The sequence below is a fragment of the Amycolatopsis sp. 505 genome, from assembly GCF_031625235.1.
Classification (GTDB): Bacteria; Actinomycetota; Actinomycetes; order Mycobacteriales; family Pseudonocardiaceae; genus Amycolatopsis.
On record NZ_JACKQP010000001.1, the window covers coordinates 1,256,643 to 1,280,011 of the forward strand.

Annotated in this window: 27 protein-coding genes; 13 read left to right on the forward strand and 14 right to left on the reverse strand. The window is 70.9% G+C overall.

Annotated features, from left to right (window positions below):
* The first annotated feature begins 2 nt into the window (after positions 1–2).
* Both H5965_RS06110 and pknB read left to right on the forward strand, forming a co-directional pair.
* The gene (locus H5965_RS06110; RefSeq protein WP_310968303.1) at positions 3–1,346 is read left to right on the forward strand and encodes a serine/threonine-protein kinase; all 1,344 of its coding nucleotides are present in this window, start codon (positions 3–5) and stop codon (positions 1,344–1,346) included.
* On the forward strand, positions 1,343–3,316 hold the full coding sequence (gene pknB / locus H5965_RS06115; protein ID WP_310968304.1) for a Stk1 family PASTA domain-containing Ser/Thr kinase: 1,974 nt from the start codon (positions 1,343–1,345) through the stop codon (positions 3,314–3,316). Before H5965_RS06110 ends, pknB begins: the two co-directional genes overlap by 4 nt.
* A 50-nt stretch (positions 3,317–3,366) precedes the next feature.
* Here pknB and H5965_RS06120 read toward each other — a convergent pair whose 3' ends face one another.
* From H5965_RS06120 to H5965_RS06135, 4 genes are all read right to left on the reverse strand, one after another.
* Positions 3,367–3,684: an effector-associated constant component EACC1 gene (locus H5965_RS06120; protein WP_310968305.1), complete on the reverse strand. Its 318-nt coding sequence runs from the start codon at positions 3,682–3,684 to the stop codon at positions 3,367–3,369.
* Between the two features lie 98 nt (positions 3,685–3,782).
* Positions 3,783–4,424: a hypothetical protein gene (locus tag H5965_RS06125; RefSeq protein ID WP_310968306.1), complete on the reverse strand. Its 642-nt coding sequence runs from the start codon at positions 4,422–4,424 to the stop codon at positions 3,783–3,785.
* Positions 4,412–5,203: an ABC transporter ATP-binding protein gene (locus H5965_RS06130; RefSeq protein WP_310968307.1), complete on the reverse strand. Its 792-nt coding sequence runs from the start codon at positions 5,201–5,203 to the stop codon at positions 4,412–4,414. The genes H5965_RS06125 and H5965_RS06130 overlap by 13 nt, the downstream gene beginning before the upstream one ends.
* Complete coding sequence (locus H5965_RS06135; protein ID WP_310968308.1) at positions 5,200–5,844, reverse strand: aminodeoxychorismate/anthranilate synthase component II; 645 nt, start codon at positions 5,842–5,844, stop codon at positions 5,200–5,202. Before H5965_RS06135 ends, H5965_RS06130 begins: the two co-directional genes overlap by 4 nt.
* A gap of 84 nt (positions 5,845–5,928) precedes the next feature.
* Here H5965_RS06135 and H5965_RS06140 point away from each other — a divergent pair, with 84 nt between their 5' ends.
* Positions 5,929–7,275 carry an FAD-dependent oxidoreductase gene (locus tag H5965_RS06140; protein ID WP_310968309.1) on the forward strand — a complete coding sequence of 449 codons (1,347 nt, stop codon included), beginning with the start codon at positions 5,929–5,931 and terminating at the stop codon, positions 7,273–7,275.
* On the opposite strand, the gene H5965_RS06145 is transcribed toward H5965_RS06140, so the two are convergent.
* Positions 7,272–7,868, reverse strand: a complete 597-nt coding sequence (locus tag H5965_RS06145) for a response regulator transcription factor (RefSeq protein WP_310968514.1) — start codon at positions 7,866–7,868, stop codon at positions 7,272–7,274. The two genes, H5965_RS06140 and H5965_RS06145, sit on opposite strands and share 4 nt — an antisense overlap.
* Complete coding sequence (locus tag H5965_RS06150) at positions 7,865–9,742, reverse strand: histidine kinase (RefSeq protein WP_310968310.1); 1,878 nt, start codon at positions 9,740–9,742, stop codon at positions 7,865–7,867. Before H5965_RS06150 ends, H5965_RS06145 begins: the two co-directional genes overlap by 4 nt.
* 169 nt (positions 9,743–9,911) lie before the next feature.
* Here H5965_RS06150 and H5965_RS06155 point away from each other — a divergent pair, with 169 nt between their 5' ends.
* From H5965_RS06155 to H5965_RS06165, 3 genes are all read left to right on the forward strand, one after another.
* Positions 9,912–10,625 (forward strand): ABC transporter ATP-binding protein, encoded by a 714-nt coding sequence (locus H5965_RS06155; RefSeq protein ID WP_310968311.1) that lies wholly within the window; start codon positions 9,912–9,914, stop codon positions 10,623–10,625.
* Positions 10,622–11,356 (forward strand): ABC transporter permease, encoded by a 735-nt coding sequence (locus H5965_RS06160; RefSeq protein WP_310968312.1) that lies wholly within the window; start codon positions 10,622–10,624, stop codon positions 11,354–11,356. Before H5965_RS06155 ends, H5965_RS06160 begins: the two co-directional genes overlap by 4 nt.
* A gap of 96 nt (positions 11,357–11,452) precedes the next feature.
* Complete coding sequence (locus tag H5965_RS06165) at positions 11,453–11,845, forward strand: SCO5389 family protein (protein WP_310968313.1); 393 nt, start codon at positions 11,453–11,455, stop codon at positions 11,843–11,845.
* 191 nt (positions 11,846–12,036) lie between these two features.
* Here H5965_RS06165 and H5965_RS06170 read toward each other — a convergent pair whose 3' ends face one another.
* From H5965_RS06170 to H5965_RS06180, 3 genes are read right to left on the reverse strand one after another with little or no spacing between them, the layout of a single operon-like run.
* Positions 12,037–12,540 (reverse strand): protein phosphatase, encoded by a 504-nt coding sequence (locus H5965_RS06170; protein WP_310968314.1) that lies wholly within the window; start codon positions 12,538–12,540, stop codon positions 12,037–12,039.
* A 53-nt stretch (positions 12,541–12,593) separates the two neighbouring features.
* Positions 12,594–12,749: a hypothetical protein gene (locus tag H5965_RS06175; protein ID WP_310968315.1), complete on the reverse strand. Its 156-nt coding sequence runs from the start codon at positions 12,747–12,749 to the stop codon at positions 12,594–12,596.
* Positions 12,749–13,831 carry a class E sortase gene (locus H5965_RS06180; protein WP_396136862.1) on the reverse strand — a complete coding sequence of 361 codons (1,083 nt, stop codon included), beginning with the start codon at positions 13,829–13,831 and terminating at the stop codon, positions 12,749–12,751. Before H5965_RS06180 ends, H5965_RS06175 begins: the two co-directional genes overlap by 1 nt.
* A gap of 186 nt (positions 13,832–14,017) precedes the next feature.
* Here H5965_RS06180 and crgA point away from each other — a divergent pair, with 186 nt between their 5' ends.
* Positions 14,018–14,284: a cell division protein CrgA gene (crgA, locus tag H5965_RS06185; protein ID WP_176173814.1), complete on the forward strand. Its 267-nt coding sequence runs from the start codon at positions 14,018–14,020 to the stop codon at positions 14,282–14,284.
* 127 nt (positions 14,285–14,411) lie between these two features.
* Positions 14,412–14,768, forward strand: a complete 357-nt coding sequence (locus H5965_RS06190; RefSeq protein ID WP_310968316.1) for a PH domain-containing protein — start codon at positions 14,412–14,414, stop codon at positions 14,766–14,768.
* Here the strand turns inward: H5965_RS06190 and H5965_RS06195 are convergent.
* Both H5965_RS06195 and H5965_RS06200 read right to left on the reverse strand, forming a co-directional pair.
* Positions 14,765–15,724, reverse strand: a complete 960-nt coding sequence (locus H5965_RS06195) for a rhomboid family intramembrane serine protease (protein ID WP_310968317.1) — start codon at positions 15,722–15,724, stop codon at positions 14,765–14,767. The two genes, H5965_RS06190 and H5965_RS06195, sit on opposite strands and share 4 nt — an antisense overlap.
* Positions 15,725–15,762: 38 nt before the next feature.
* On the reverse strand, positions 15,763–16,281 hold the full coding sequence (locus H5965_RS06200) for a peptidylprolyl isomerase (RefSeq protein WP_310968318.1): 519 nt from the start codon (positions 16,279–16,281) through the stop codon (positions 15,763–15,765).
* A 90-nt stretch (positions 16,282–16,371) separates the two neighbouring features.
* Here H5965_RS06200 and H5965_RS06205 point away from each other — a divergent pair, with 90 nt between their 5' ends.
* Entirely contained in the window at positions 16,372–16,908 is a 537-nt protein-coding gene (locus tag H5965_RS06205; protein ID WP_310968319.1) for a hypothetical protein, read from the forward strand.
* A gap of 64 nt (positions 16,909–16,972) precedes the next feature.
* On the opposite strand, the gene H5965_RS06210 is transcribed toward H5965_RS06205, so the two are convergent.
* On the reverse strand, positions 16,973–17,425 hold the full coding sequence (locus tag H5965_RS06210) for a DUF6918 family protein (RefSeq protein ID WP_310968320.1): 453 nt from the start codon (positions 17,423–17,425) through the stop codon (positions 16,973–16,975).
* Positions 17,426–17,571: 146 nt separating this feature from the next.
* Complete coding sequence (locus tag H5965_RS06215; protein WP_310968321.1) at positions 17,572–18,105, reverse strand: DUF2020 domain-containing protein; 534 nt, start codon at positions 18,103–18,105, stop codon at positions 17,572–17,574.
* Positions 18,106–18,187: 82 nt separating this feature from the next.
* Here H5965_RS06215 and H5965_RS06220 point away from each other — a divergent pair, with 82 nt between their 5' ends.
* The 4 genes from H5965_RS06220 to H5965_RS06235 are packed head-to-tail and all read left to right on the forward strand — an operon-like array spanning position 18,188 to position 22,098.
* Positions 18,188–18,838: a hypothetical protein gene (locus tag H5965_RS06220; protein ID WP_310968322.1), complete on the forward strand. Its 651-nt coding sequence runs from the start codon at positions 18,188–18,190 to the stop codon at positions 18,836–18,838.
* A gap of 1 nt (position 18,839) precedes the next feature.
* A complete protein-coding gene (locus tag H5965_RS06225) occupies positions 18,840–19,478 on the forward strand; it encodes a pyridoxal 5'-phosphate synthase (RefSeq protein WP_310968323.1) in 639 nt (212 codons plus the stop codon).
* A gap of 50 nt (positions 19,479–19,528) precedes the next feature.
* On the forward strand, positions 19,529–20,656 hold the full coding sequence (locus tag H5965_RS06230) for an SMP-30/gluconolactonase/LRE family protein (protein WP_310968324.1): 1,128 nt from the start codon (positions 19,529–19,531) through the stop codon (positions 20,654–20,656).
* A gap of 44 nt (positions 20,657–20,700) precedes the next feature.
* Entirely contained in the window at positions 20,701–22,098 is a 1,398-nt protein-coding gene (locus H5965_RS06235; protein ID WP_310968325.1) for an alpha/beta fold hydrolase, read from the forward strand.
* On the opposite strand, the gene H5965_RS06240 is transcribed toward H5965_RS06235, so the two are convergent.
* On the reverse strand, positions 22,076–23,281 hold the full coding sequence (locus H5965_RS06240) for a cytochrome P450 (RefSeq protein WP_310968326.1): 1,206 nt from the start codon (positions 23,279–23,281) through the stop codon (positions 22,076–22,078). The two genes, H5965_RS06235 and H5965_RS06240, sit on opposite strands and share 23 nt — an antisense overlap.
* Between the last annotated feature and the right edge of the window lie 88 nt (positions 23,282–23,369).

Genomic DNA, 23,369 nt, shown 5'->3' on the forward strand with positions numbered 1-23,369 from the left:
GCATGCTGTCCTCCGGTCAGCTGCTGGCCGACCGCTACAAGCTGACGAGCCGGATCGCCGTCGGCGGGATGGGCGAGGTCTGGCAGGCCAGCGACACCCGGCTCGACCGGACCGTGGCCGTCAAGATCCTCAAGGCCGAACTCTCCGGCGACGCCGAGTTCCTCCACCGCTTCCGCACGGAAGCGCGGATGACGGCGTCCCTGAACCACCCCGGCATCGCCGCGGTGCACGACTACGGCGAAACGATCGCCGACGGCGACCTGTCGATCGCGTACCTGGTGATGGAGCTCGTCGACGGCGACCCGCTGGCCGGCCTGCTGGCCAAGCACGGGCGGCTGTCGGCGGAGTTCACCCTCGACATGCTGGAGCAGGCGGGCAACGCGCTGCAGGCGGCGCACTCGCACGGCTTGGTCCACCGCGACGTCAAGCCGGGCAACATCCTGGTGACCTCCACCGGGCAGGTGAAGATCACCGACTTCGGCGTGGCGAAGGCGGCGGACGCGGCCCCGGTCACCCGCTCCGGCATGGTCATGGGCACCGCGCACTACATCGCCCCGGAGCAGGCGCTCGGGCAGCCGGCCGAACCGGCGTCCGACGTCTACTCGCTGGCGGTGTGCGGCTACGAATGCCTCGCCGGGCACCGGCCGTTCCTGTCCGAGAACGCCGTCACGGTCGCGATGATGCACATCCGCGACCTGCCGCCGCCGCTGCCGCCGGACGTGCCGCCCGCGGCGCGCGCGGTGATCGAGGCGACCCTGGTCAAGGATCCGCGGCAGCGCTACAACAACGGCGGCGAGTTCGCCTCCGCCGTCGCCGCGGTCCGCTCCGGGCTGCCGCTGCCGACGCCGTCCGGGCTGGTCAACGCCACCTACACGACGGGCCAGCAGCCGGTGGTGCCGCAGCAGGTGCAGCAGCAGCCGCCGCCACCCCCGTCGATGCCGGTGCCGATCCCGCCGCAGCAGCTGCCCCCGCAGCAGCCGATGCCGGGCGGCCCGCCGTCGCCCGCGATGAACCCGATGATCGCCATCGGCCCGCCGTCCCGCCCCGCTCCGCGGCAGGTCATGCTGCCGGCCGCGCGGAAGAAGACGCAGTGGGGCTGGTGGGCGCTTCTCGCCGCGATCCTGCTCGTTGTCCTGGTGGCGGGCATCGTGCTGGTGGCGAAGATGCTGGGTGCCGGCAACAGCTCGCCGCCGCACACCGGCCAGCCGCAGAGCCAGGTGTTCCCGGGCAGACAGGTGCCCGCGGAGCAGTCCGGCTACCCGGCGGGCACTCCCGGCACGACCGACGATGGCCGGCAAGGCATCATGACCACACCTTGGACGGAATGGAACGGCACCCAGAGATGAGCACACCCAGACTGCTCTCCAACCGGTACGAGCTGGGCGAAACGCTCGGCTACGGAGGCATGTCCGAGGTCCATCACGGCCACGACGTGCGTCTCGGCCGGGAAGTCGCGATCAAGATCCTCCGTGCCGACCTCGCCAGGGACCCGCAGTTCCAGGAGCGCTTCCGCCGCGAAGCGCAGAACGCCGCCGCGCTGAACCACCCGGCGATCGTCGCGGTCTACGACACGGGCGAGGCGAACACCGAGTTCGGACCGCTGCCGTACATCGTCATGGAGTACGTCGAAGGCCGGACGCTGCGCGACATCGTCAAGACCGAAGGCCCGATGTCGCAGAAGCGGGCGATGGAGGTCATGGCCGACGTCTGCGCGGCGCTGGACTTCTCGCACCGCCACGGCATCGTGCACCGCGACGTCAAGCCGGCCAACGTGATGATCACGAAGAACGGCGCGGTCAAGGTGATGGACTTCGGCATCGCGCGCGCGATGCACGACGGCCAGTCCGCCATGACCCAGACGGCCGCGGTGATCGGCACGGCCCAGTACCTCTCGCCGGAGCAGGCCCGCGGCGAGTCGGTCGACGCCCGCTCCGACGTCTACGCGGCCGGCTGCGTGCTGTACGAACTGATCACCGGCGAGCCGCCGTTCACCGGTGACTCCCCGGTCGCGGTGGCGTACCAGCACGTCCGGGAAGACCCGAACCCGCCGTCGTCGGTGAACCCGGCGGTGGCCCCGGAGCTCGACGCGGTCGTGCTCAAGGCGCTGGCCAAGGGCCCGGCGAACCGCTACCAGTCGGCGGCGGAGATGCGCTCGGACCTGGTGCGCACGCTCTCGGGCCAGCGCCCGGTGGCGCCGATGGTGATGTCCGAGGACGAGCGCACGCAGGTGATGAACGCCGACCGGCGGCAGCCGCAGCGCTACGACGAGTACCCCGAGCCGGACGACGAAGACCCGAAGGCCAAGCGCCGTCGCCGCACGCTCATCGCCGTCTTCGCGGCGATTTTCGTGCTGGGCTCGGTGCTGCTGATCATGTGGCTGTCGAACGCGTTCAAGAGCAACGACGGCGGCACCGTCGCGATCCCGGACGTGACGCACCAGACGGTGCCCCAGGCCCGGGAGACGTTGAAGAGCAAGGGCTTCGACGGCACGATCGAGCAGAAGCAGATCACCTGCGGGGTCACGCCGACCGACGGCAACCCGGAGTGCACCCAGGACGACATCAACAAGGTCATCAAGTCCGACCCGTCGGCCGGGATCTCGGTCGCGACGAACACGAAGATCACGCTGTACGTCGGCGTCGCACCGGGCAAGGCCAGCGTGCCGGACCTCAAGGGCAAGACGCGCGAGGATGCCGAGAAGCTGCTGACCGAAGCGAAGCTGACCCTCGACCCGAGCGTCGGGGAAACCGAGGTCACCGACCAGAACCAGGTCGGCCTGGTGCAGTCGCAGACGCCGTCCGCGGCTTCCGAGGTCGCCCAGGGCAGCAGCGTGAAGATCACGATCGGCAAGTCGAAGCAGCTCAAGGCGGTCACCGACTTCACCGGCAAGCCGTACTCGCAGGCCAAGTCGGCGCTGGAGGGCCAGGGCTTCACGACGAGGCGGGTCGACCAGGCTTCGGACACGGTCCCGAAGGACACGGTCATCACGCAGAACCCGAACGGCGGCCAGGTGGCGGTGGGCAGCCAGATCACCCTGACCGTGTCGACCGGGCCGGACAGCTCGAGCCAGATCCAGATGCCCAGCCTGGTCGGGATGACCGTCGACGAGGCGCAGGACAAGCTGTCGAGCATGGGCTGGACCGGCAAGCTGAACCAGAAGTCCGACAAGAACAGCAACGCGCCGGAGGGCACGATCACGGGACAGAACCCGAGTCCGGGCTCGCAGATCAGCAAGGACCAGAACGTCACGGTCAACGTGTCCGAAGGCAGCGGGTTCCCGTTCCCCACCACTTCGAATACCAGACCGACGAATTAGCCAGAGATGAAGGAGGCCCGCACGGTTCGCCGTGCGGGCCTCTTTCGTTGTCAGGGCTTATCGAGAAATCCTTGTACGGCACCGAGAACCTGATCGGCGTCGCTCGCGGCCCCGAAGTCGAGCTCGAGTTCCTCGGCGGCGCCCGAGCGTTTGACCTTCAGCGAGACGCGGGCTTCGCGCCCCCGGGTCAGCCACGCGAACAGCGAACGGCAGAAGACACCGGCGGAGGAACTCGAAACCCCGACCACGACGGCGTCGAAGACCTGGACGCGGCCGCGGAGTTCGTCTTCGCCACGCAGCCAGGCGGCGAGCTCCGGAAGCTCGCCGTCGGAGTTTGGCACGGTGATCGCGACGATCCCAGCCGTCACCCGATCTCCCTTCGCCCGGAACCGGAGGCCCCGAACCTTAGTCCGCCCCGCGGTCCGGCTGGAAGCCCGGGCCGGAAATTGAAGATGGCAAATTGCAGTCAGGAGCGGCGGCGCACGAGTTCCGAAACGGCGTAGAAGCTGGCGGCCAGCATCGCCACCGACGTCACCAGGGCCAGCACCAGCGGGCCGCCGACCGGTTCGTCGTCGGTGAGGGCGTGCAGGAGGGGGTGGACCAGGGGAATCTTCGCCAGCAGGACGACGACGAGGGTGATCACCGCCGCCAGGACCGTCCAGCCGATGCGGTGGACCAGCAGCCGCGAGCACGGGAGGGCGATCGCGATGCCGAGCAGCGTGCACGCGAGGTGCGCGAGCAACCCGATGCCGAGCGCCGCCGGCTGGACTTTGAACGACTTGACCGCCGACCACACCTCGGTGATCGCGGTGAGGACCAGCGAACACGCCAGCACCGTCAAGATCGCGCCGGTGATCATCCGACGCCATTGCCGGGCGTGGCTCAAGGTCACCAGGCGCTGCACCGGATCTTCGATGTCCAGCAGGGCGATCGTCAGCCAGCACGAGACGACCAGCAGCCCGCCGGCGCTGATGCCGAACAGCGGCAGGGGCGGGGAATGCGGGTCGGCGTAGAGGATCACGCACAGCGCGAGGTAGGCCAGCAACGCCGGCAGGTACCGCTGCGAATGGCCGAGCAGCGCCAGGTGGTAGCGGGTCAGGGCGAGCACGGCGCCACCTCCCGCACCGACCAGCCGGCTTCGAGGGCACGCTTCAAGACCGCGTCGACGCGGGCGACCTCGACCGTCAGCACCACCTGGGGCCCTTCGGCGACGGCGTGCCGCACGCCCGGCTCGTCGGCCCAGCCGGTGTCGCCGCCGCGCAGCACGATCCGGGTGGTCGGCTCCGCGCTTTCCGCGGTGAGCCGGCCTTCCCGCATCAGGTGGACGACGTCGGCGTGGTCGTGCACCACCTGCGGCCGGTGGTCGGTGAACACGACGCTCGCCCCGCGCGCCCGCGTCTCGGCGACGAGCTCGCCGAGGATCGTGTGCGTCCCGACGTCGAGACCGGACCACGGTTCGTCGAGGATCAGCAGGTCGGGCCGGACCATCACCGCCTGCGCGAGCCCGACCTTCTGCGCGTTGCCCTTGGACAGGGTGCGCAGCGGTGCCGTCGGGCCGCCGACGAGGTCGAGGCGTTCGAGCAGCGGGTCGATCGTCGAGAGATCGGTGAGGCCGTGGATGCGCGCCATGTGCCGCAGGTAGGCGCGGGCGCCCATGCGCTGGCCCGCCGGGAAGCGGTCCGGCAGGTAGCCGATCCGCGGGGTGCCGGTGAGCGTTCCGGTGGTCGCGTGCGAGACGCCGGCCATGATCCGCAGCAGCGTCGACTTCCCGGAGCCGTTGCTGCCGAGGATGCCGACGACGTGCCCGGGCTCGACGGTCAGATCGACGTCGCGCAGGACGAAGTCACCGCGCCCGTACCGCTTGCCGACCCCCTCGAGCCGGATCACGCAACAGCGGCCTTCTGGAGCGCCTTGGTCGCCCGCTCGAGCTCGTTCACGCGGGCCGGATCCACGGGGTGGCCCGCGGTGGCCAGCCAGTTCGCGAGCATCCGGTGGCCGCCTTCGGTGAGCACGGACTCCGGGTGGAACTGGACGCCTTCGAGGGGCAGCTCGCGGTGGCGCATGCCCATCACGATGCCGGACTCGGTGCGCCCGGTGATCTCGAAAACGGCGTCGGAGATCGTGTCCGGGAGCACGGTCAGCGAGTGGTACCGGGTGGCCGTGAACTCCTCCGGCAGGTCCTCGAGGATGCCGGCGCCGGTGTGGCGGACCTGGCTCGTCTTGCCGTGCAGCAGCTCGGGCGCGCGGTCGACGGTCGCGCCGTACACGACGCCGAGGGCCTGGTGGCCGAGGCAGACGCCGAGCATCGGCGTGCGTGTTTCGGCGCACTTGCGGATGACGTCCATGCTCTGGCCGGCGCGTTCGGGGGTGCCGGGGCCGGGCGAGACGAGCACGGCGTCGAACTCCGGCACGCGGTCGAGGTCCACGACGTCGTTGCGCCAGACCGTGCAGTCGGCGCCGAGCTGGGCCAGGTACTGGACCAGGTTGTAGACGAAGCTGTCGTAGTTGTCGACGACGAGAACGCGCATGTACCGAGCTTACCGGCTCCCAGTCCGTGGACCGTACGCCAAATCACATTTCAGGTTAGGTAATCCTAACTTACCGTGGGTCGGGTGAGCCGTTCTCTTCGTGTAGCCGTGGTCGGTGCCGGTCCCGCCGGCATCTACGCCGCCGACATCCTCGACAAGTCCGACGCCGACGTGCAGATCGACCTGTTCGAGCGGATGCCCGCGCCGTTCGGGCTGATCCGCTACGGCGTCGCGCCCGACCACCCGCGCATCAAGGGCATCGTGACGGCGCTGGAGAAGGTGCTCTCGAAGCCGAACATCCGGCTGCTGGGCAACATCGACTACGGCACCGACATCAAGCTCGACGAGCTGCGCGAGTTCTACGACGCGGTGATCTTCTCCACCGGCGCGTCCGCCGACCGCGCGCTCGACATCCCGGGCATCGACCTCGACGGCAGCTACGGCGCCGCCGACTTCGTCTCCTGGTACGACGGCCACCCTGACGTCCCCCGCACCTGGCCGCTGACCGCGTCCTCGGTCGCCGTCCTCGGCGTCGGGAACGTCGCGCTGGACGTGGCGCGGGTGCTGGCGAAGACGGCCGACGAGCTGCTGACCACCGACATCCCGGACAACGTCTACCAGGGCCTCAAGGCCAGCCCGGTGACCGACGTGCACGTGTTCGGCCGCCGCGGCCCGGCGCAGGCGAAGTTCACGCCGCTGGAGCTGCGGGAACTGGACCACTCGCCGAACGTCGAGGTCATCGTCCACCCCGAGGACATCGAGTTCGACGAGGGCAGCATCGCGGCCCTGCGCGCGTCCAAGCAGATCGACATGGTCGTGAAGACGCTGCAGGAGTGGGCCATCCGCGAGCCGGGCACCCGGCAGCGCCGGCTGCACCTGCACTTCTTCCACTCGCCCGCCGAGGTCCTCGGCGAGGACGGCAAGGTGACGGGCCTGCGCACCGAGCGGACCGAGCTGACCGGCGACGGGAACGTCCGCGGCACCGGCGAGTTCCACGACTGGGACGTCCAGGCGGTGTACCGCGCGGTCGGCTACCTGTCGTCGCACCTGCCCGAACTGCCCTTCGACCACGTCGCCGGCGTGGTGCCGAACCAGGCCGGGCGCGTGCTGGACCTCGACGAGAACCAGCTGCCGGGCGTGTACGTGACGGGCTGGATCAAGCGCGGCCCGGTCGGCCTGATCGGCCACACGAAGGGTGACGCGGCCGAGACGATCGCCAGCCTCCTGGCGGACGCGGACACTCTCGCCACCCCGAAGTTCGACTCACCGGACGCGATCCTCGACTTCCTCGAGACGCGCGGCATCCCGTTCACGAACTGGGACGGCTGGGGCCGGCTCGACGCGCACGAGAAGGCGCTGGGTTCGGCGGCGGGTCGCGACCGGGTCAAGGTCGTCGAGCGCGACGAGATGACCCGGATCTCGCGCGGCTAGGAACCCAGGTACGCCAGGACGGCGAGCACCCGGCGGTTCGTGTCGTCCGAAGCGGTGATGTCCAGCTTCGCGAAGATGTTCGCCGTGTGCTTGCCGACCGCTCCTTCGCTGAAGTGCAGGCGGGAGGCGATCGCCGCGTTGGAGCAGCCTTCCGCCATCAGCGACAGGACTTCGCGCTCGCGCGTGGTCAACGCCGCCAGTGGGTCGGAAGCGTTGCCCGCCACCAGTTTCGCGATCACCTCGGGGTCCATCACGGTGCCGCCCGCCGCGACCCGGCGGACGGCGTCGATGAACTGCTCCGCGTTGAACACGCGGTCCTTCAGCAGGTAGCCGATCGCACCGGTGCCGTCGGCCAGCAGTTCGCGCGCGTACAGCTGCTCGACGTGCTGCGACAGCACCAGGATCGGCAGGCCGGGCACCTCGCGGCGGGCGGACAGCGCGGCCTGCAGACCCTCGTCGGTGTTCGTCGGCGGCATCCTCACGTCCACAATGGACACCTCGGGCCGGTGTTCACGCAGCGCCGCCACGAGTTCCGGGCCGGTGGCGACCGCCGCGACGACGTCGAAGCCGTGTGCGGTCAGCAGATGCGTCAGGCCGTCTCGGAGGAGGTACTGGTCCTCGGCGACGAGGGTTCTTGGTCGACCACTTCGGGGGGTCCGGGTGGCGAAGCCCCCGGCTCGGGGCGAAGCCCCGGATGTATCTGACACGGGATCTCCAAGGTCGCCTTCGTCGGGCCGCCGATCGGGCTGGTCAGCGTCAACCTACCGTCGAAGCCGCCCAACCGGCGCTCGATTCCGCGCAGTCCCGAACCGCGGGCCGGGCTCGCGCCGCCCGGGCCGTCGTCGGTCACCACGACCGTCAGCAGCACGTCGGCGAACTCCACCTCGATCGTCACCCGCTTGGCGCCGTGCTTCGCCGCGTTGCCGAGCAGTTCGGACACCGCGAAGTACACGCACGACTCCACCGGTTCCTCGGCGCGGCCCGGCAGCGAGCCGGTGACCTGCGCCTTCAGTGGGCTGTCCAGCGCCAGCGCGCGGACGGCGTCCAGCAGCCCGCGTTCGGACAGCACCGGTGGGTGGATGCCGCGGATCAGCGCCCGCAGCTCGGTGAGGGCCTCGGACGACGCCGCGCGCAGTTCCGCCGTCAGCCGTTTCGCCGCCTCCGGGTCGGTGTCCACCAAAGCCTCGACCGCGCCCAGCTTCATGCCCATGGCGACCAGCCGCGACTGGATGCCGTCGTGCAGGTCGCGCTCGATCCGGCGCAGTTCCGCCGCTTGCGTGACCGTGACGTCGGAACGCGTCCGCTCGAGCCGTTCGACGCGCTGGGCCAGCCGGGAGGACTCGGTCGGTCCGAACCACACCCGCGCGAAGCGGGCCTGCTGCCGGGCGAGCCACGGCGCCGGCGCCACGGCGATGACCAGCGCCAGCAGGATCAACGGCGTCTGGGCGAGCGCACCGAGGTGCGTCGACACCTCGGGCAGCGGGGACCACTGGACCCGGGACGACACGAACGGCCGCCACACCCAGAGCAGCCAGATACCGGTCATGCCCCAGCCGAACAAGACGAGCGCCGGCAACGAGCAAGCGAGCGACACAAGGGAGCTCAGTGCGCCGCCGGCCATGTCCCGCCAGGTGGCCCGGTCGCCCAGGATCCACTTCGTGCGGGCGTTCTGGAGCGGCCAGAGCAGTTCGTCGTACAGCTGCCGGCCGACTTGGTAGAGCCCGTCGGGGCGGGGCAGCGGCAACCCGGGCGCCGGCTGGTACGGCCGCGGGATCCGCACCCCGGTCCAGTTTTCGGTTTCGCGGCGCAGCGTGTCGGTGATCGAGCGGCTCCACAGCACGACCGGGGGTGCCAGTGGCGTGGCGAAGGCCACGACCACCAGCTGGACCACCGAAAAGGCCAGTTGCACCACCGAAAGCGCGAGGATGCCGAACTGGTGGCCCAGCGCTTCGAGGTGCCGGTGCGGCCGGCTCTTGCGTGACTCGGCGGGCGGGCGCGGCCCGAGCCACCAGCGCGTCCAGCGGCCGTAGCCGCGCAGGACCCGCGGCCCGCCGAGCAGGACGGCCACCGGCAGCAGCAGCGTGACGAGGGGGTTCACCAGCTGCCAGCTGAATTCGCGCTGCGCCGCCGGGTCCTCCAGCGCCCAGGTGAGGCGGTGCTGCCAGCGGATCCAGAACGCCCGCTTGTAGAGCTGGTTGCCCTCGCGGTACCAGCCGTCGCGCTCGCGCACCGGCTCCGGCGGCTCGGGCCGGTACGGCGCCGCGACTTCGACGCCGCACCAGCGCGCGGCCAGCGTCCGCATCACCGCCGACCGGCCGCGGGACCATTCGACCGCGGGGCCCAGGAAGAAGACGAGCCCGCCGCAGAGCAGCACGAACGCGACCAGCTGGACGAGCACGTCGAACCAGCTGAGCAACGAGAACGCCGCCAGCGCGAACGCCCGGCCGATCGCACGCAGGTACGTCATCCGGCACCTCCTTCCCCTGGAGATCCTGGCCGGACCGCCCGCGCACCGCACTGCCCGAAGCCCCCCGAACGGGGTGGGCCCAGCCCCACCCCCGCTTCAGCAAAACGCTACCTGAGCTGGGGATTCAGCGTCATTACCCCGACGGCTCCCGGTTCGTAGTTTCGGAGCCATGCCACTCATCGAAGTCACCGATCTCCGCAAGCGCTACGGCACCCGGGTCGCGGTCGACGGCGTTTCGTTCACCGTCGAGCGCGGCGAAATCTTCGGCATCCTCGGCACGAACGGCGCCGGGAAGACCACCACCGTCGAATGCCTCCAGGGTCTCCGCCGGGCCGACGGCGGCACGATCTCCGTGCTCGGCCTCGACCCGGCGACCGACCACCTCGCCCTCACCCGCCGCGTCGGCGTCCAGCTGCAGGAAAGCCGGCTGCCCGCGAAGCTGCGGGTGCGGGAAGCCCTGGAGCTGTTCGCGTCCTTCTACCCCGAGCCGGCCGACATCGACGTGCTGCTCGACCAGCTCGGCCTCCGCGACCACGCCCGGAGCTACTTCGGGAAGCTGTCCGGCGGTCAGAAGCAGCGCGTCTCGATCGCCTTGGCCCTGGTGGGGCAGCCGGAGCTGGCGATCCTCGACGAGCTGACCACCGGGCTCGACCCGCACGCCCGCCGCGAAACGTGGCAGCTCGTCGAAGGCGTGCGCGCCGCCGGTGTCACGGTCCTGCTCGTCACCCACTTCATGGACGAAGCCGAGCGGCTCTGCGACCGCGTGGCGATCTTCGACGCCGGGCGCGTGGTCGCCACCGGCACCCCGACCGAGCTCCGCGCCACGGCCGGAGCCTCCACTTTGGACGATGCGTTCGTCTCGCTGACCAGGAGCGCCCGATGAGCACCTTCACCAAGATCACCGCGACCGAGGCGAAGGTCTTCCTCCGGTCGCCGTTCATGGCGATCGCCGGCGTCCTGCTGCCGACGGTCCTGCTGCTCGCGATCGGCGCGATCCCGGGCATGACCGAGCCCAGCGAGAAGGCGGGCGGGTACCGGTTCATCGACGCGTGGGTGCCGTCGCTGGTGGTGATCGCCCTGGCGATGCTGGCGCTGCAGTCGATCCCGGCCGCCGTCGCGACCTACCGCGAGCAGGGCGTGCTGCGCCGGCTGGCCACGACCCCGGTGCACCCGGCGAACCTGCTGGTGGCGCAGCTGGCGATCCACGTCGCGGTGGCGTTGGCCGGCATCGCGCTCCTGCTCGGCGCGGCCGACATCGCTTACGACGTCCCGCTGCCGAAGCACCCGCTGGTGTTCCTGCTGACGCTGCTGCTCGGCGTGGTCTCGACGTTCTCGCTCGGCCTGATCACGGCGTCGATCGCGAGCACGGCCAAGAGCGCCGGGGCGCTGGCGATGATCCTGTTCATCCCGATCATGTTCTTCGGCGGCGTGTACCTGCCGCGGCCGCTGATGCCGGCCGTGCTGCAGCGGATCGGCGACTACGTGCCGCCGGGCTCGCAGCCGCTGCAGGACGCCTGGGTGGGCACCGGCGTGCAGCCGCTGCAGCTGGCCGCACTCGCCGCTTTCGCGGTGCTCGGGACGGCGCTGGCGGCCCGGTTGTTCCGCTGGGAGTGAGCCTTCCGCCAAAGTGGTGATGATCATCGTTTTCTCTTGTGGCCGGGCCACCCGGCCGGTAGCCAAGAGGGTGGCCCTGCTCAAACTGGAGGTTCGATGTCCCTGGACGTGTCACCCGCGTTGCTGGAGAAGGCCGAGCGCGGGGAGGTCACCGACGCCGAGTTCGTCACCTGCGTCAAGGAATCCCTGCCGTACGCCTGGGAGGTCATCACCGGCGTCATCGCCGACGCCGAGGGCGCGGCGGACGGTTTCGCCGACAACGAGACACCGCCGCCGAGCGAGGCCGCCCGCGGGCAGCTGCTGCGCGCCCTGGCCTCCGACGCCATCCGCGGCGGCCTCGAGCGCCACTTCGGCGTCAAGCTGGCGTTCCAGAACTGCCACCGGGTCGCCGTGTTCCGTCAGTCCGAAGTGGACGGTGCCCGCTACCGCGCGTTCGTCTCCCCGCGCGGCCAGCTGCTCAACCAGAGCCCGGAACTGCGGGACTGCTAGAGGCGCCCTCCGGCGTACCCGGCGCTTCCCTGAGCACGTGGGAGACGCGGGTGCGCCGGAGTTTCCAGCGTCCGGACGCAGTAGGCCGCATCGCCGACCCAGCCCGGCAGGGCACGTGCGCGGCGAGGGTGATCGCGGACGGGCAGACACCGTAGGGCAGGAAGTGGTGCTCGGCGACCAGACGCCGAACCTCAAGCGTCCAGCCCGGCGAGCAGGCGCGCGGTCGGCAGCCCGCTCTCGAGGTACTGCACGAAGAGCCGGTTGCTCAACGCCGACGGCGAGCGCCGCTGCCAGACCCGCTCGATCGCCGCCGGGACCCCGAGACCGAGCTCGACGAGCGCCTGGGCGACCACCAGCCCGGACCGGTTGAGCCCGGCGTGGCAGCGCACCAGCGTCAGCCGGCCGGCGCGGACCGCCTCGGCCGCCAGTGCCGCGAACCGTTCGACGTCGGCGAGCTGCGCCTCGGTCAGCGGCCCGTCCGGCATCTCGGCGAAGTGGTGTTCGATGCCGGGCGCCGGTCCGTGGCCCTCGCGCTGGTACAGGCTCAGCACGAGGTCGAACTCGCGCCGGACGACGACCGGCTCCTCGCCGTCGGCGCCGACCCGGATGTGCCCGCCCATCCACAGCCGCGGCCCGACCTCGTTCCACGGGTCTTCCGGCGGCGGGTTGTGGCGGTCCTTCTGACGTGTCCTCATCGCGGCCCCTCTCCCGAGAAGGGCAACGGATCGCGCGCCCGGCGGGTTCCGGCTCAGTTGACCGCGACCTCGTTGAACCACAGGCGTGGCTCCAGCCACGGGAACACCACGAACATCAGCAGCGCGATCACGCCGAGCACCAGCACGACCGCGAGCGTCAGCTTCGCCGCGAACGGGCCCGGCAGCTTCCGCCAGATCCAGGCGTACATCAGGCCTCCCCGATCTTCGAGAGCAGGTCGCCGTAGTCCTTGACCTGGTTCTTCGGCACCTGCTGGGTCAGCACCGAGGTGATGATGAGCCGCTCGCGGGCGGAGAACTGGGGGTGGCAGGTGGTGAGCGTGAGGAGCGCGGCCTGCTGGGCCTTCGGGAGCACGTCGGCGCCCTTGTACGGCACCGGGTTCACCGCGGTGCCCTGGCTGGGCAGCACGACCTTGCGGCCGAACGTCTCGCTGTACGCGCCGCCGTCTTCGGCACCTCCGTCGCGCAGGGTCGAGACGCCCTTGCACTTGGGGTCGGCGCCCTTGCCGCCGGCCCAGTCCTTCATCTCGTCGTCGTAGGGCAGGACCTTGTAGATGTAGAAGTCGGTGGAGGTCTCGATCACGATCTGGTCACAGGAGGAGAGGTTGTCCAGGTCGTTGAACGGGGCGCCCTTGCCGACGCGGTGGCCGGCCACGGCGAAGTTGCCGGGCTCGCCGGGCAGCGCCGTGCCCTTGTAGTGGCCGGGGCCGACTTCGAGGGCGGCGTCGTCGGTGCCCTCCTGGATGGTGAAGTTGTAGTCGACGCCGAAGCTGGGGATGTGGATGCGGGCGAACGCCTTGCCGTCGATCAGCTCGGGGTGCAGCGTGCGGTCGTGCGCCCACTCGCCGTCGAGCTGGTCGCTCGCCTCGGACTGCTTGCCCGCCGAGAACAGGTCGGTCACGTACAGCTCGTAGACCATGAACAGCAGCACGACCAGGCCCAGCGTGATGAGGACTTCGCCGGCGGTCCGGATCGCGACGCCGCTCTTGCCGAGCGGGGCCGCGGCGGGCTTCTCCTTGGTCGCGGCGCCGCCCTTCCCGACCGGGGCGAAGACGATCGTCTCGTCGTTGGCGCCGGGCGGCGGGGGCGGGCTGGTGTAGCGGCGGGGCGGCGGGCCCTGCGGCCGCCGGGGCGGCTGGCCCTGGGGACCGCGCTGGGGCGGCCGGGGCGGCACCTGGCCGCGCGGGGGCGTGGCGGGACGGCGTTGGGGCGTGGGTTGACCGTGTCCGGGGTGTCTGCGCCGGTCGTCGTCCGGTCCTTCGCGCGTAGCCACGCAAGCTCCTCTCAAGCCGCGTCGAACCCTGGGTGACGCCGTTGTCACGGTCCGGGAAATCCGACCACTCCTGGCCGCTGCTTTCCTGCGGTCGTTTACGTTAACGTGTGCACGTGGCGCCGGTTGCGCACCCTCAGCGGGACGTCGCCACCAGACGAGCCCGAAGAGCACCGCGAGGAACACACGATGCCCAAGTCCAAGGTCCGCAAGAAGACGGCGTACACCCCGCCCGCCGACCGGCGCACGCCGGTGAAGGTGCGGGCCGCCGGCCCCACCGGCCTCGCCTGGAAGATCCCGATGTTCGGGTTGATGATCCTGGGCCTGGTCTGGCTGCTGGTCAACTACATCGCCGGGGACAAGATCTCCTGGATGGCCGACCTGGGCAACTGGAACTTCGCCGGCGGGTTCGCGCTGATGATCGCGGGTCTGCTCATGACTATGCGCTGGCGCTGATTATTACTCCGATCGGCGGCTTGACGTCGAATTACAGCGGTGTGACTCATCCCCAGTGTGGATAACCCCTGTGGATAACTACCCCACCTCCTGGGCGCCCCGTCAGGCCGTTGTGGTATCGGCCTGGGTGGTCACCGCGTTGCTGCTGGCCGGCGTGGTGACCGACGCGCTGACCGGCGACCGCGGCGGGCTGGTGCTGTTCGCGCTGGCGGCCGTCGCGGTCGGCGCGTTCGCGGCTCACGCGACCTTCGTCCGGCCCCGGCTGGCCGCCGACGCCGAGGGCCTGGTGGCCCGGACGCTCGGCGGCACGCACCGGCTGCCGTGGGCGCAGACGCGCACCCGGCTCCGCACCACCCGGCGGATGGGCCGCGACGGTGTCACGCTCGAAGTCGAGCACGACCAGCAGCTGTACGTCTTCGGGTGGCTCGACCTCGGCGAAGACCCGCGGGACGTCCTGGACGTCCTCAGCACCCTGCGCAGCTAACGGCAGGTGTAGTAGAGGCCCTCGCGGTATTGGACGAAGTCACAGGTCGTGGGGGCCGCCTGTGCACCGCGGTAGACCAGCAGGCCGAGCAGCGCGACGACGATGATCCCGATGCCGATCGCCTGCCACTGCGCCTGCTTGACCTGCGGCGCGTAGAGCAGCGCGACGGTGACCAGCGCGCCGGTCACCAGCCCTCCGAGGTGCCCGAAGATCGAGATGCCCGGGATGCCGAAGGTGATGAACGCGTTCAGCGCGAGCGTGATGATCAGGCCCGTGGGGTTCAGGCGCAGCTTCACCACCGTGACGCCGTACGCGCCCATCAGGCCGAACAGCGCGCCGGACGCGCCCGCCGTGCCGGGGAAGCCGGCCGGGTCGCCGAACAGCAGCACGGCCGTGGACGCGCCGAGCATGGAAACGAAGTAAAGCGCGAGGTAGCGGCCGCGGCCGGTCACCTGCTCGAGCGACCGGCCCATCATCCACAGCGAGAACATGTTGACCGCGATGTGGATCGGCCCGTAGTGCAGGAACCCGTTGGTCAGGACGCGCCACCACTCGCCGTGGCCCATGGTCGCGTCGCCGTAGAGGGCGCCGTGCTGGAAGAGCGACGACAGGTCGTTGTCGTCGAGGCTCTTCGCCTGGACCACCGTGGCCAGGAAGACCAGGACGTTCACCGCGAGGATGACCTGGGTGACGAGCACCGACTGCGAGAGCCGCGCGCCGAAGACGGTGCGCTGGCCGAACCCGGCCTCCTGGTAGCCGCGGTGCTGACGGCGCTGCTGCTGGCTGCCGGTGTGGACGCAGTCGGTGCACTGGAAGCCGACGGGGGCTTCGCGGAGGCAATCCGGGCACGCCGGACGCCCGCACCGGGAACAGCTCAGTCCGGTCGGGCGGTTGGGGTGCCACCAGCACCCGGGCAGCGCGGCTTGTTCGGCGGCGGGGTTCGGCGGTTGGTTCACGATGTCACCAACCTACCGAAACCGCCGCGAAGAAACCGTCAGTGCTCGATGCTGACCTTTTCGATCACGATGTCGGTCAGCGGGCGGTCCGCCGGGCCGGTCGCCGTCCGGGCGATCGCGTCGACGACGTTGCGCGACTCCTGGTCGGCCACCTCGCCGAAGATCGTGTGGCGGAAGTTCAGGTGGGTGGTCGGCGCGACGGTGATGAAGAACTGCGAGCCGTTCGTGCCGGGCCCGGCGTTGGCCATGGCCAGCAGGTACGGCTTGCTGAACTGCAGCTCCGGGTGGAATTCGTCGCCGAACTTGTAGCCGGGGCCGCCGCGGCCGGTGCCGGTCGGGTCGCCGCCCTGCAGCATGAAGCCGTCGATCACCCGGTGGAAGATCGAACCGTCGTAGAAGGGCCCGGAGTTCGTGCCCGCCGCGTTGGGCTGGGTGTACTCCTTGGTGCCTTCCGCCAGCCCGACGAAGTTCGCGACCGTCTTCGGCGCGTGGTCGGGGAGCAGGTTGAGGTGGATGTCACCCTGGTTGGTGTGCAGCGTAGCTTTCACGGGAGCCATCGTGCCATCTGCGGGCGGGCGGCGCGGAAAAGGGGCACGATAGGTTACGGGTAACAGAGCAGTGTCAAAACGAATGATGAGGTGAAGCCCATGTCCCGGGCGACAGCCCAGGCCGTCGAGACCGCCGACAAACTCGTCACCGAGGGTGTCAAGCAGGGGCGGCGCGCGCAGAAGAAGCTCGCGAAGAAGACGGAACTGACCCGCAAGGAGCTCAAGAAGAGCTCGAAGGCCGCTCGCCAGGAGGCGCTCGCGCGCCTGTCCGAGCTGCGCAAGCCGGGTCGCAAGGCGAAGAAGGCCGCCATCAAGGCCGCGAAGGCGGCCGGCGAGTCGAAGCGCCGCGGCAAGAAGGACTTCAAGGCGGCGAAGAAGGACTTCTACGCCGCTCTGTCCGAGGCCAAGTCGGCCGCCAAGGGCACCCGCAGCCGCCGCAAGTGGCCGTGGCTGCTGGGCCTGGTCGTGGTCGGCGCCGGTGCCGCCTACGCCCTGCGCTCGAAGCAGGAGCCGCCGGTCGCGCCCGCGCCGCCGAAGGCCACCCCGCCTGCGCCGAAGCCCGCCGAAGCGGCGAAGCCGGCCCCGCAGGCGAACGGCAAGGCGCCGTCCGCGGCGCCCGCCGAGAAGAAGAACTGAACCAGACGCGAAGAGGCCCCCGGTGGTGCAGCCGGGGGCCTCTTCAGTCGTGCCTGGAAACCGATCAGACGGCAGCGGCGTGCTTGTCGATCAGCTGGCCGAGACGCGGCAGCGCCTCCTCGACGTTCTTCTTGCCGTTCGGGCGCAGCTTCGAGTAGACCTTTTTGATGCTGTCGCGGCTGCTCTTCTCCGCGCGCGAGTCGGTGACGCTCAGCAGCGCGTCGGAAGCCTCGTCCGAGCGGCTGGTCAGGTAGGCGCCGAAGTCGTTGCCGCCCTTGGCGCGGTAGTCGCCGTAGAACGGCTCGAGCGCGGTGGCGAAGTCCGGCAGCAGCGTGTCGACGGCCGAGGGGATGATGCCCGGCTTGATCTTCTTGACCGCGGCGAAGCCGGTCTTGACGACGGCACCCGAAACGCCGCCCTTGTCCGAGACCTCGGCGTCCACGAGGGTCTCGAAGTCGGAAACGACAGCCGGGCGACGGCTGGAGTCGAGCAGGATTTCCTTGAGGGTGTCAGCCACGAATCTTGTCCTTTGTCCTTGCAGAGTTGGTGCCCCGCCCCGGGGTGGGGGTCCCCGGTGGCTGCGGTGCGCGAGTCCACGAAGCCTGCGCGTGACGCACAGGGTAATACAAGATCAACATCACTCACCCGTGTGGAGGTCGCTACCTAGAGCTTCAGGGCAGCGATAGCCTTCTTGACCACTGTGCGTGCCTTGACGCTTTGCTTCTGGTTCGTGGTCGCGATGACCGCCGTGCCGCCCTTCGCGACCGCGTAGACGGCACCGTCGTCGGACGACAAATAGCCCCCCTTCCAGCCGGACGGGTCGCTCGCCGGGTTGGACGAGTCTAGCGGCGCCGCCTTGTTGACCAGCGCCGTCGCCGTCTTCGCGTCCCCGACGTACACCCGGACGGTGAGCTGGACCTTCCCGTCCGGGCGATAGAAGAAGCACGCCGGGTGCGGCTGGTCGGCGGACACGCGCACCTTCGAGACGTGCTGGCCGTTCGACTCGGCCACGAACTCGCTGCCGAGGTACGGGCAGTCCTCCGTCGCGCCCGGTTCGGGGTCCGGGGGCAGGCCGCCGGCGTTGCTCGAGTTCGCGGCCGCCGTCGGCGTGCTGGGCGTCGCGGTGCCGGTCACGATGGTGGCGCTGCAGCCGGCCAGCAGGGCCACGGCGGGCGCGAGAAGTACGAGTCGTCGCATAGCGCCGACAGTCAACCACGAAGCATGTGTGAAAACCGCTGGCTGACGACGGCCTGACGCCCGGCCGTGCGACGATGGCCCGGTGCTCACCCCGGAGCAGTACCTCGGCGCGATGGCCGAGCGCATCCAGCGGGCCGGCGGCCGGCTGAACACCGTGCAGATCGGCCCGGCCACGGCCGTCGTCGGGCTGTTCACCGAGTCGGTGATGCTCTCGACGATGAACTACTGCGTGGTCGCCGCGGCCGTTCCCGAGGTCAGCGCGGCCGCACTCTACGACTTCACCGGCCGCGCCACCCAGCACGCCCGCGCGAACCTGGTCGGCACCATGGGCTGGACGGCGGCGTCCGTCGTCATCGCCGGGCTGGTCGGCGGCCGCGTGTACCCGGACGCCGCGCAGGCCGCGTCGGCGAAGTCGGGCAACCAGTTCGGCGGCGAGACGCGGATGGTCGCGGTGGACCTCTCGGCCGGGCAGATGTACGCGTTCGTCGGCGGCAAGTTCTGGGGCGCCGCGGTCCAGGGTTCGGTCAACGCCAAGCTGACGTACTGCTTCCCGCAGCCCGCCGAGGTCTACCAGCAGCTGCAGTGGCAGCAGGCCCAGCAGCAACCGCAGCACCCGATGCCCCCGCCGGCACCGCAGGTGCCGCCTCCGCCGTACGCCGGCCCGGCCGGTCCGCAGCCGCCGGTCTACCCACCGCCGGGGCACGCTCCCCAGCAGGGTCCGTACGGTTACTGACATGGTGCAGTTGCGCGGCTGGCCGTCGTTCCCCGAAGAGCTTCCCGGGTTCACGCCGGAGACGGCGCCACCGGACCCGCAGGCGTTGTTCCTCGAGTGGCTGACCGAGGCCGGCGAGCGCGTGCTGGCGCCGCACGCCGTCACGCTGTCCACTGTGGATGCCGACGGCGCGCCGGACGCCCGGGTGGTCATCCTCAAGGACGTCGGCCCCGGCGGCTGGGCGGTCGCGACCAGCTCGGAAAGCCCGAAGGGCCAGCAGCTGCGCAAGGACCCGCGCGCGGCGTTGACGTTCTTCTGGCCCGGCCGCGGCCGGCAGGTCCGGCTGCGCGGCCCGGTCTCCCCCGCCGCGCCCGAGGTGTCCGCGGCGGACTTCCTGGCCCGGCCGCCGGCGTCCCGCGTCGAGGCGTTCATCGGGCACCAGTCGCAGGTGCTGCCCGACCCGGCGGACCTCGACGCGGCGGCCGCCGAGGCCGAACGCTGGGTCGAGGAGAACCCGGGCGTGGCCCCGGAGACCTGGACGCGGTACCTGGTGGACCCGGACGAGGTCGAGTTCTGGCAGGCCAGTCACGACCGCCGGCACGTGCGGCTGCGGTACCGGAAGTCCGGCGGCGGCTGGGTCCGCGAGCGTCTCTGGCCTTGACGGGCCGGGCGCGGCGGCGTAGGGAGGAATCCGACAAAACGGAGGTTCCGATGCGCCGGACCGTCGTCCTCGCCGCCACCGCCGCCCTGTCCGCCGGGTTGCTGTCCGGCGCTTCCGCGGGTGAAGCCGCCCCACCGCGGCACCCCGCCGTCTTCGAGACGGTGTTCGCGTCGCCGCTCGGCCTGGAGGGCTTGACCACCGACGGGCGGGGCAACCTCTACACGCCGGCGCGCGGTGCCGATCCCTGCCCGGTCCACCGGGTCGCCGCGGCCGGCGGTCCCGCGGCCGTCGTCGGCACGATCCCGGGGCCGTGCAACCCGGCCGGGCTCGCGTTCGACCGTCGTGGCCGGCTGTACGTGGCGAACGGCGACACCGTGGTGTCGTTCGTGCCGGACGCGGCGAACCCGCCGTCCGCGACGGTGTTCACCGCGGGTGTCCCCGGCGCGAACGGCCTGGCCTTCGACGCCTCGGGTGCGCTGTGGATCTCCGACGGCGGCACCGGGCAGGGCCGGGTCTGGCGCGCGGGCGCGGACGGCGTGGCCGCCGAGCAGTTCCGGGTGCAGCCGATGGTCAGCGACGTGCTCGCCGGCGGGATCGGCCGGGACGTGCGCGGCCTGCCGCCGGGGACGGTGACGATCACGCCGAACGGCCGCACGGCGGCGGACACCGCGGGCTCGCAGCACATCGTCGCGAACGGCCTGGCCTTCACCGCGGACGGCACGCTGCTGGTCGCGGACACGGCCCGGGGCGCGCTCTGGCGCGTGCCGATGGACCGCACGGGCCGCCCGCGCGCCGCGACCGGCTGCGACACCGCTTTTCCGCCGGACACGTTGTGCCTGGACCACGTCGACGTGCAGCACCCGTACCTCGAAGGCGCCGACGGCATCGTCCTCGACCGCGCGGGCGGCGTCTGGACAGCGGTGAACGAGCGCAACGCGATCGTCCTGGCCCGCCGCGACGGCCGCGTGGTGGAGTACTTCCGCAACCCCGCCGACGCGACGTCGAAGCTGCGCAACGGCGGGCCGCTGGAGTTCCCGACCAGCCCGGTGCTGCTGCCGGACGGCCGCCTGTGCGTCACGCAGTCCGACGGCAACCGCCGCGACAACGCCCCGAACACCGCGGGCGAGGCCGCTCCCGCGGGTGCGGTGCGGGCGAAGGTCTCCTGCGTCAAGCCCTGATCGGGGGTATGCGGGTTCCGCGCCGGTGTGCGCATGATGCAGGCATGCGCTCGAAGATGCTGACCGCCGGGCTGGTCCTGGCACTGACCGCCGCACTCGGGGGTGTGGCCGCGGCCGACGCGCGTCCTGGGGGACGACCGAAGCTGACGGATCCGCACCCGTGCCCGGGCCAGCCGGGTTTCACGTGCTCGACCCTGACCGTCCCGCTCGACCGCACCGGCCGCGTGCCGGGCACGCTCGACCTGCCCGTGGCGACCGCGGACAACGCGGACGCGCCCAAGGGTGTCCTGCTGTTCCTCACCGGCGGCCCCGGTCAGGGCGGCGTCGGGACCATCACGCGGATCGCGCAGCAGCGGCTGCCGGAAGTCGCGCGGGACTACCGGATCGTCATGCTCGACCAGCGCGGCACCGGGCCGTCGGGCGCGCTGCGGTGTCCCGGCCTCCAGGCGGAGATGGGCAGTTCGGACATCGCGACGCCGTCGGCCGGCGCGGTGCAGGAGTGCGCGCGCATCCTCGGCGACACGGCACCGCTGTATTCGACCGACCAGAGCGTGGCGGACTTCGACCAGCTCCGGCAGGCACTGGGCGTGCCGAAGCTGGTCGTCGACGGCGTCTCGTACGGCTCGTTCACGGCGGCGCGGTACGCGATCGCGCACCCGGACCACGTCAGCAAGGTCATCCTCGATTCGGTGCTGCCGCACCACGCCTCCGCCTCGGCGTCGCTGTACCTGACGGGCATGACGGCGGAGGCACGCGTGCTGCGCGAGGCGTGCGCGGTGGCCCCGGCCTGCGGCTACGACCCGGCCGAGGACCTGGCGTGGGTGGTCCGCCACCGAAGCACGGCGGACGGCGTAAGGATCTTCGACACGGTGGTGTCGTACGAGTTCGCGGACCCGTCCTACCGCAACCCGGCGGCGGGCGACATCATCGGCGCCCTGCACGAAGCCCGCGGCGGCGCCCCGGCGCGCTTGGACGGCCTGCTGGAGGCGTACAAGTCCGGCGGCGACGACCCGGCGGCGTTCAGCGCGGGTCTCCACGCGGCCACGCTGTGCGCGGACGGCCGCTTCCCGTGGGGCTCCGCGGCGACCCCGCTCGCGCTCCGCCGTCCGTTGCTGTCACTGGCTTCCCACGCGCTCCCGGAGTCGGCAACCTGGCCGTACACGACCGGAGTGGCGACGCAGCAGGGGTTCATCCAGAGTTGTTTGCCGTGGCCGGCGGAACACCCGGGCTCGAACCCGGCTTCGCGGCTCCCGGACGTCCCGGTCCTGCTGCTCAACGGCGACCGCGACCTGTCGACGCCGTTGGAGTGGGCCCGCGAGGAAGCGGCCCAGGCCCCGCACGGCCGCCTGGTGATCGTGCCGGGCGAGTCGCATTCGATCCAGAACCGCGAACGCGGCCACGCGGGGAGGGACGCGGTGCTCAGCTTCCTGCGGTCCACGTGACCGGCAGCTCGTGGACGCCGTAGATGTTCATGTCCGTGCGCAGCTTCACCTCCTCGGCCGGGACAGCCAGCGCCAACGTCGGGAAGCGGCGCAGCAACCCCTCGAAGCCCGCGCGCATCTCGATGCGGGCCAGCTGCTGGCCGAGGCACTGGTGCACGCCGTGGCCGAAGGACAGGAGGCCGCGGGCGTTGCGGTGGATGTCGAGCGTGTCCGGGTTTTCGAAGCGGCGGGGGTCGTGGTTGGCGGCCAGGAGCGAGACCACGACCGTCGAGCCCTTGGTGATCGTTTCGCCGCCCAGCTCGAGGTCCTCGGTGGCGTAGCGGAAGAAGATGTCGGCCACCGACAGGTACCGCAGCAGTTCCTCCACGGCGCCGGGCAGCAGGTCCGCGTCGGCGCTCAGTTCGGCGCGCTGCCCGGGGTGTTCCAGCAGCGCGAACGTGCCCAGGGACAGCATGTTGGCCGTCGTCTCGTGGCCCGCGAGGAGCAGCAGGAACGCCGCGCCCGTCAGCTCTTCGATGGTCAGGTCGTCGTGGCGGGCCAGATCCGACAGGATGTCCTCGCCCGGCTCCGCGCGCTTGCTCGTGACCAGCTCGGAGAGGTAGGTGTTCAGCGCGATGTACGCGCCCATCTTCTCCTCGAGCGTCTGCTCGCGAACCATGAACTGCGCGGAGTTGGCCTGGAACGTCTCGCGGTCCGCGTAGGGCACGCCGAGCAGCTCGCAGATCACCAGCGACGGCACCGGGAGCGCGAACTCCTTGACCAGGTCGACCGGCGGGGCCAGCTTCGCCAGGTGGTCCAGCTGACGCTCGACGACGTCGGCGATGTGCTCCTCCAGCTGCTTCATCCGCTTGACGGTGAAGGCGCCGGTGAGCTTGCGGCGCAGCCGGCTGTGGTCCGGCGGGTCCATCGCGATGAACATGCCCGGCAGCTGCGGCGACGGCTCGGTGGCGGCGGGCATGCCGGTCTCGTACGGCACGTGGATGACGTCGAGGTCCAGCCGGGAGCTGAACCGCGTGTCGGCCATCATCTGCCGGACCTCTTCGTAGCCGGTGACGAGCCAGCCCTCGTGCCCGTCGGGGAACACCAGCGGGCTGACCGGGCGCGTGTCGCGCAGCCGGGTGAGCGCGCTAGGCGGATCGAAGGGGCCGGCGTCGCGGTCCATGGGGAGTCCGTGCTGGCTCATCGGGTTTCCTTTCGCGGTGGGTACCGACGACGATCGCCGAGCGGGCTGACACGGGCCTGACACGCTTCGGACACCGGCGTTCGTGGCA

Excerpts from the sequence above, each read along its gene's own strand:
- H5965_RS06110 (WP_310968303.1), top strand. The coding sequence starts at position 3 with ATGCTGTCCTCCGGTCAGCTGCTGGCCGACCGCTACAAGCTGACGAGC.
- pknB (WP_310968304.1), top strand. The coding sequence starts at position 1,343 with ATGAGCACACCCAGACTGCTCTCCAACCGGTACGAGCTGGGCGAAACG.
- H5965_RS06135 (WP_310968308.1), bottom strand. The coding sequence starts at position 5,844 with ATGCGCGTTCTCGTCGTCGACAACTACGACAGCTTCGTCTACAACCTG.
- H5965_RS06150 (WP_310968310.1), bottom strand. The coding sequence starts at position 9,742 with ATGACGTACCTGCGTGCGATCGGCCGGGCGTTCGCGCTGGCGGCGTTC.
- H5965_RS06155 (WP_310968311.1), top strand. The coding sequence starts at position 9,912 with ATGCCACTCATCGAAGTCACCGATCTCCGCAAGCGCTACGGCACCCGG.
- H5965_RS06160 (WP_310968312.1), top strand. The coding sequence starts at position 10,622 with ATGAGCACCTTCACCAAGATCACCGCGACCGAGGCGAAGGTCTTCCTC.
- H5965_RS06165 (WP_310968313.1), top strand. The coding sequence starts at position 11,453 with ATGTCCCTGGACGTGTCACCCGCGTTGCTGGAGAAGGCCGAGCGCGGG.
- H5965_RS06170 (WP_310968314.1), bottom strand. The coding sequence starts at position 12,540 with ATGAGGACACGTCAGAAGGACCGCCACAACCCGCCGCCGGAAGACCCG.
- H5965_RS06175 (WP_310968315.1), bottom strand. The coding sequence starts at position 12,749 with ATGTACGCCTGGATCTGGCGGAAGCTGCCGGGCCCGTTCGCGGCGAAG.
- crgA (WP_176173814.1), top strand. The coding sequence starts at position 14,018 with ATGCCCAAGTCCAAGGTCCGCAAGAAGACGGCGTACACCCCGCCCGCC.
- H5965_RS06200 (WP_310968318.1), bottom strand. The coding sequence starts at position 16,281 with ATGGCTCCCGTGAAAGCTACGCTGCACACCAACCAGGGTGACATCCAC.
- H5965_RS06205 (WP_310968319.1), top strand. The coding sequence starts at position 16,372 with ATGTCCCGGGCGACAGCCCAGGCCGTCGAGACCGCCGACAAACTCGTC.
- H5965_RS06215 (WP_310968321.1), bottom strand. The coding sequence starts at position 18,105 with ATGCGACGACTCGTACTTCTCGCGCCCGCCGTGGCCCTGCTGGCCGGC.
- H5965_RS06225 (WP_310968323.1), top strand. The coding sequence starts at position 18,840 with ATGGTGCAGTTGCGCGGCTGGCCGTCGTTCCCCGAAGAGCTTCCCGGG.
- H5965_RS06230 (WP_310968324.1), top strand. The coding sequence starts at position 19,529 with ATGCGCCGGACCGTCGTCCTCGCCGCCACCGCCGCCCTGTCCGCCGGG.
- H5965_RS06235 (WP_310968325.1), top strand. The coding sequence starts at position 20,701 with ATGCGCTCGAAGATGCTGACCGCCGGGCTGGTCCTGGCACTGACCGCC.
- H5965_RS06240 (WP_310968326.1), bottom strand. The coding sequence starts at position 23,281 with ATGAGCCAGCACGGACTCCCCATGGACCGCGACGCCGGCCCCTTCGAT.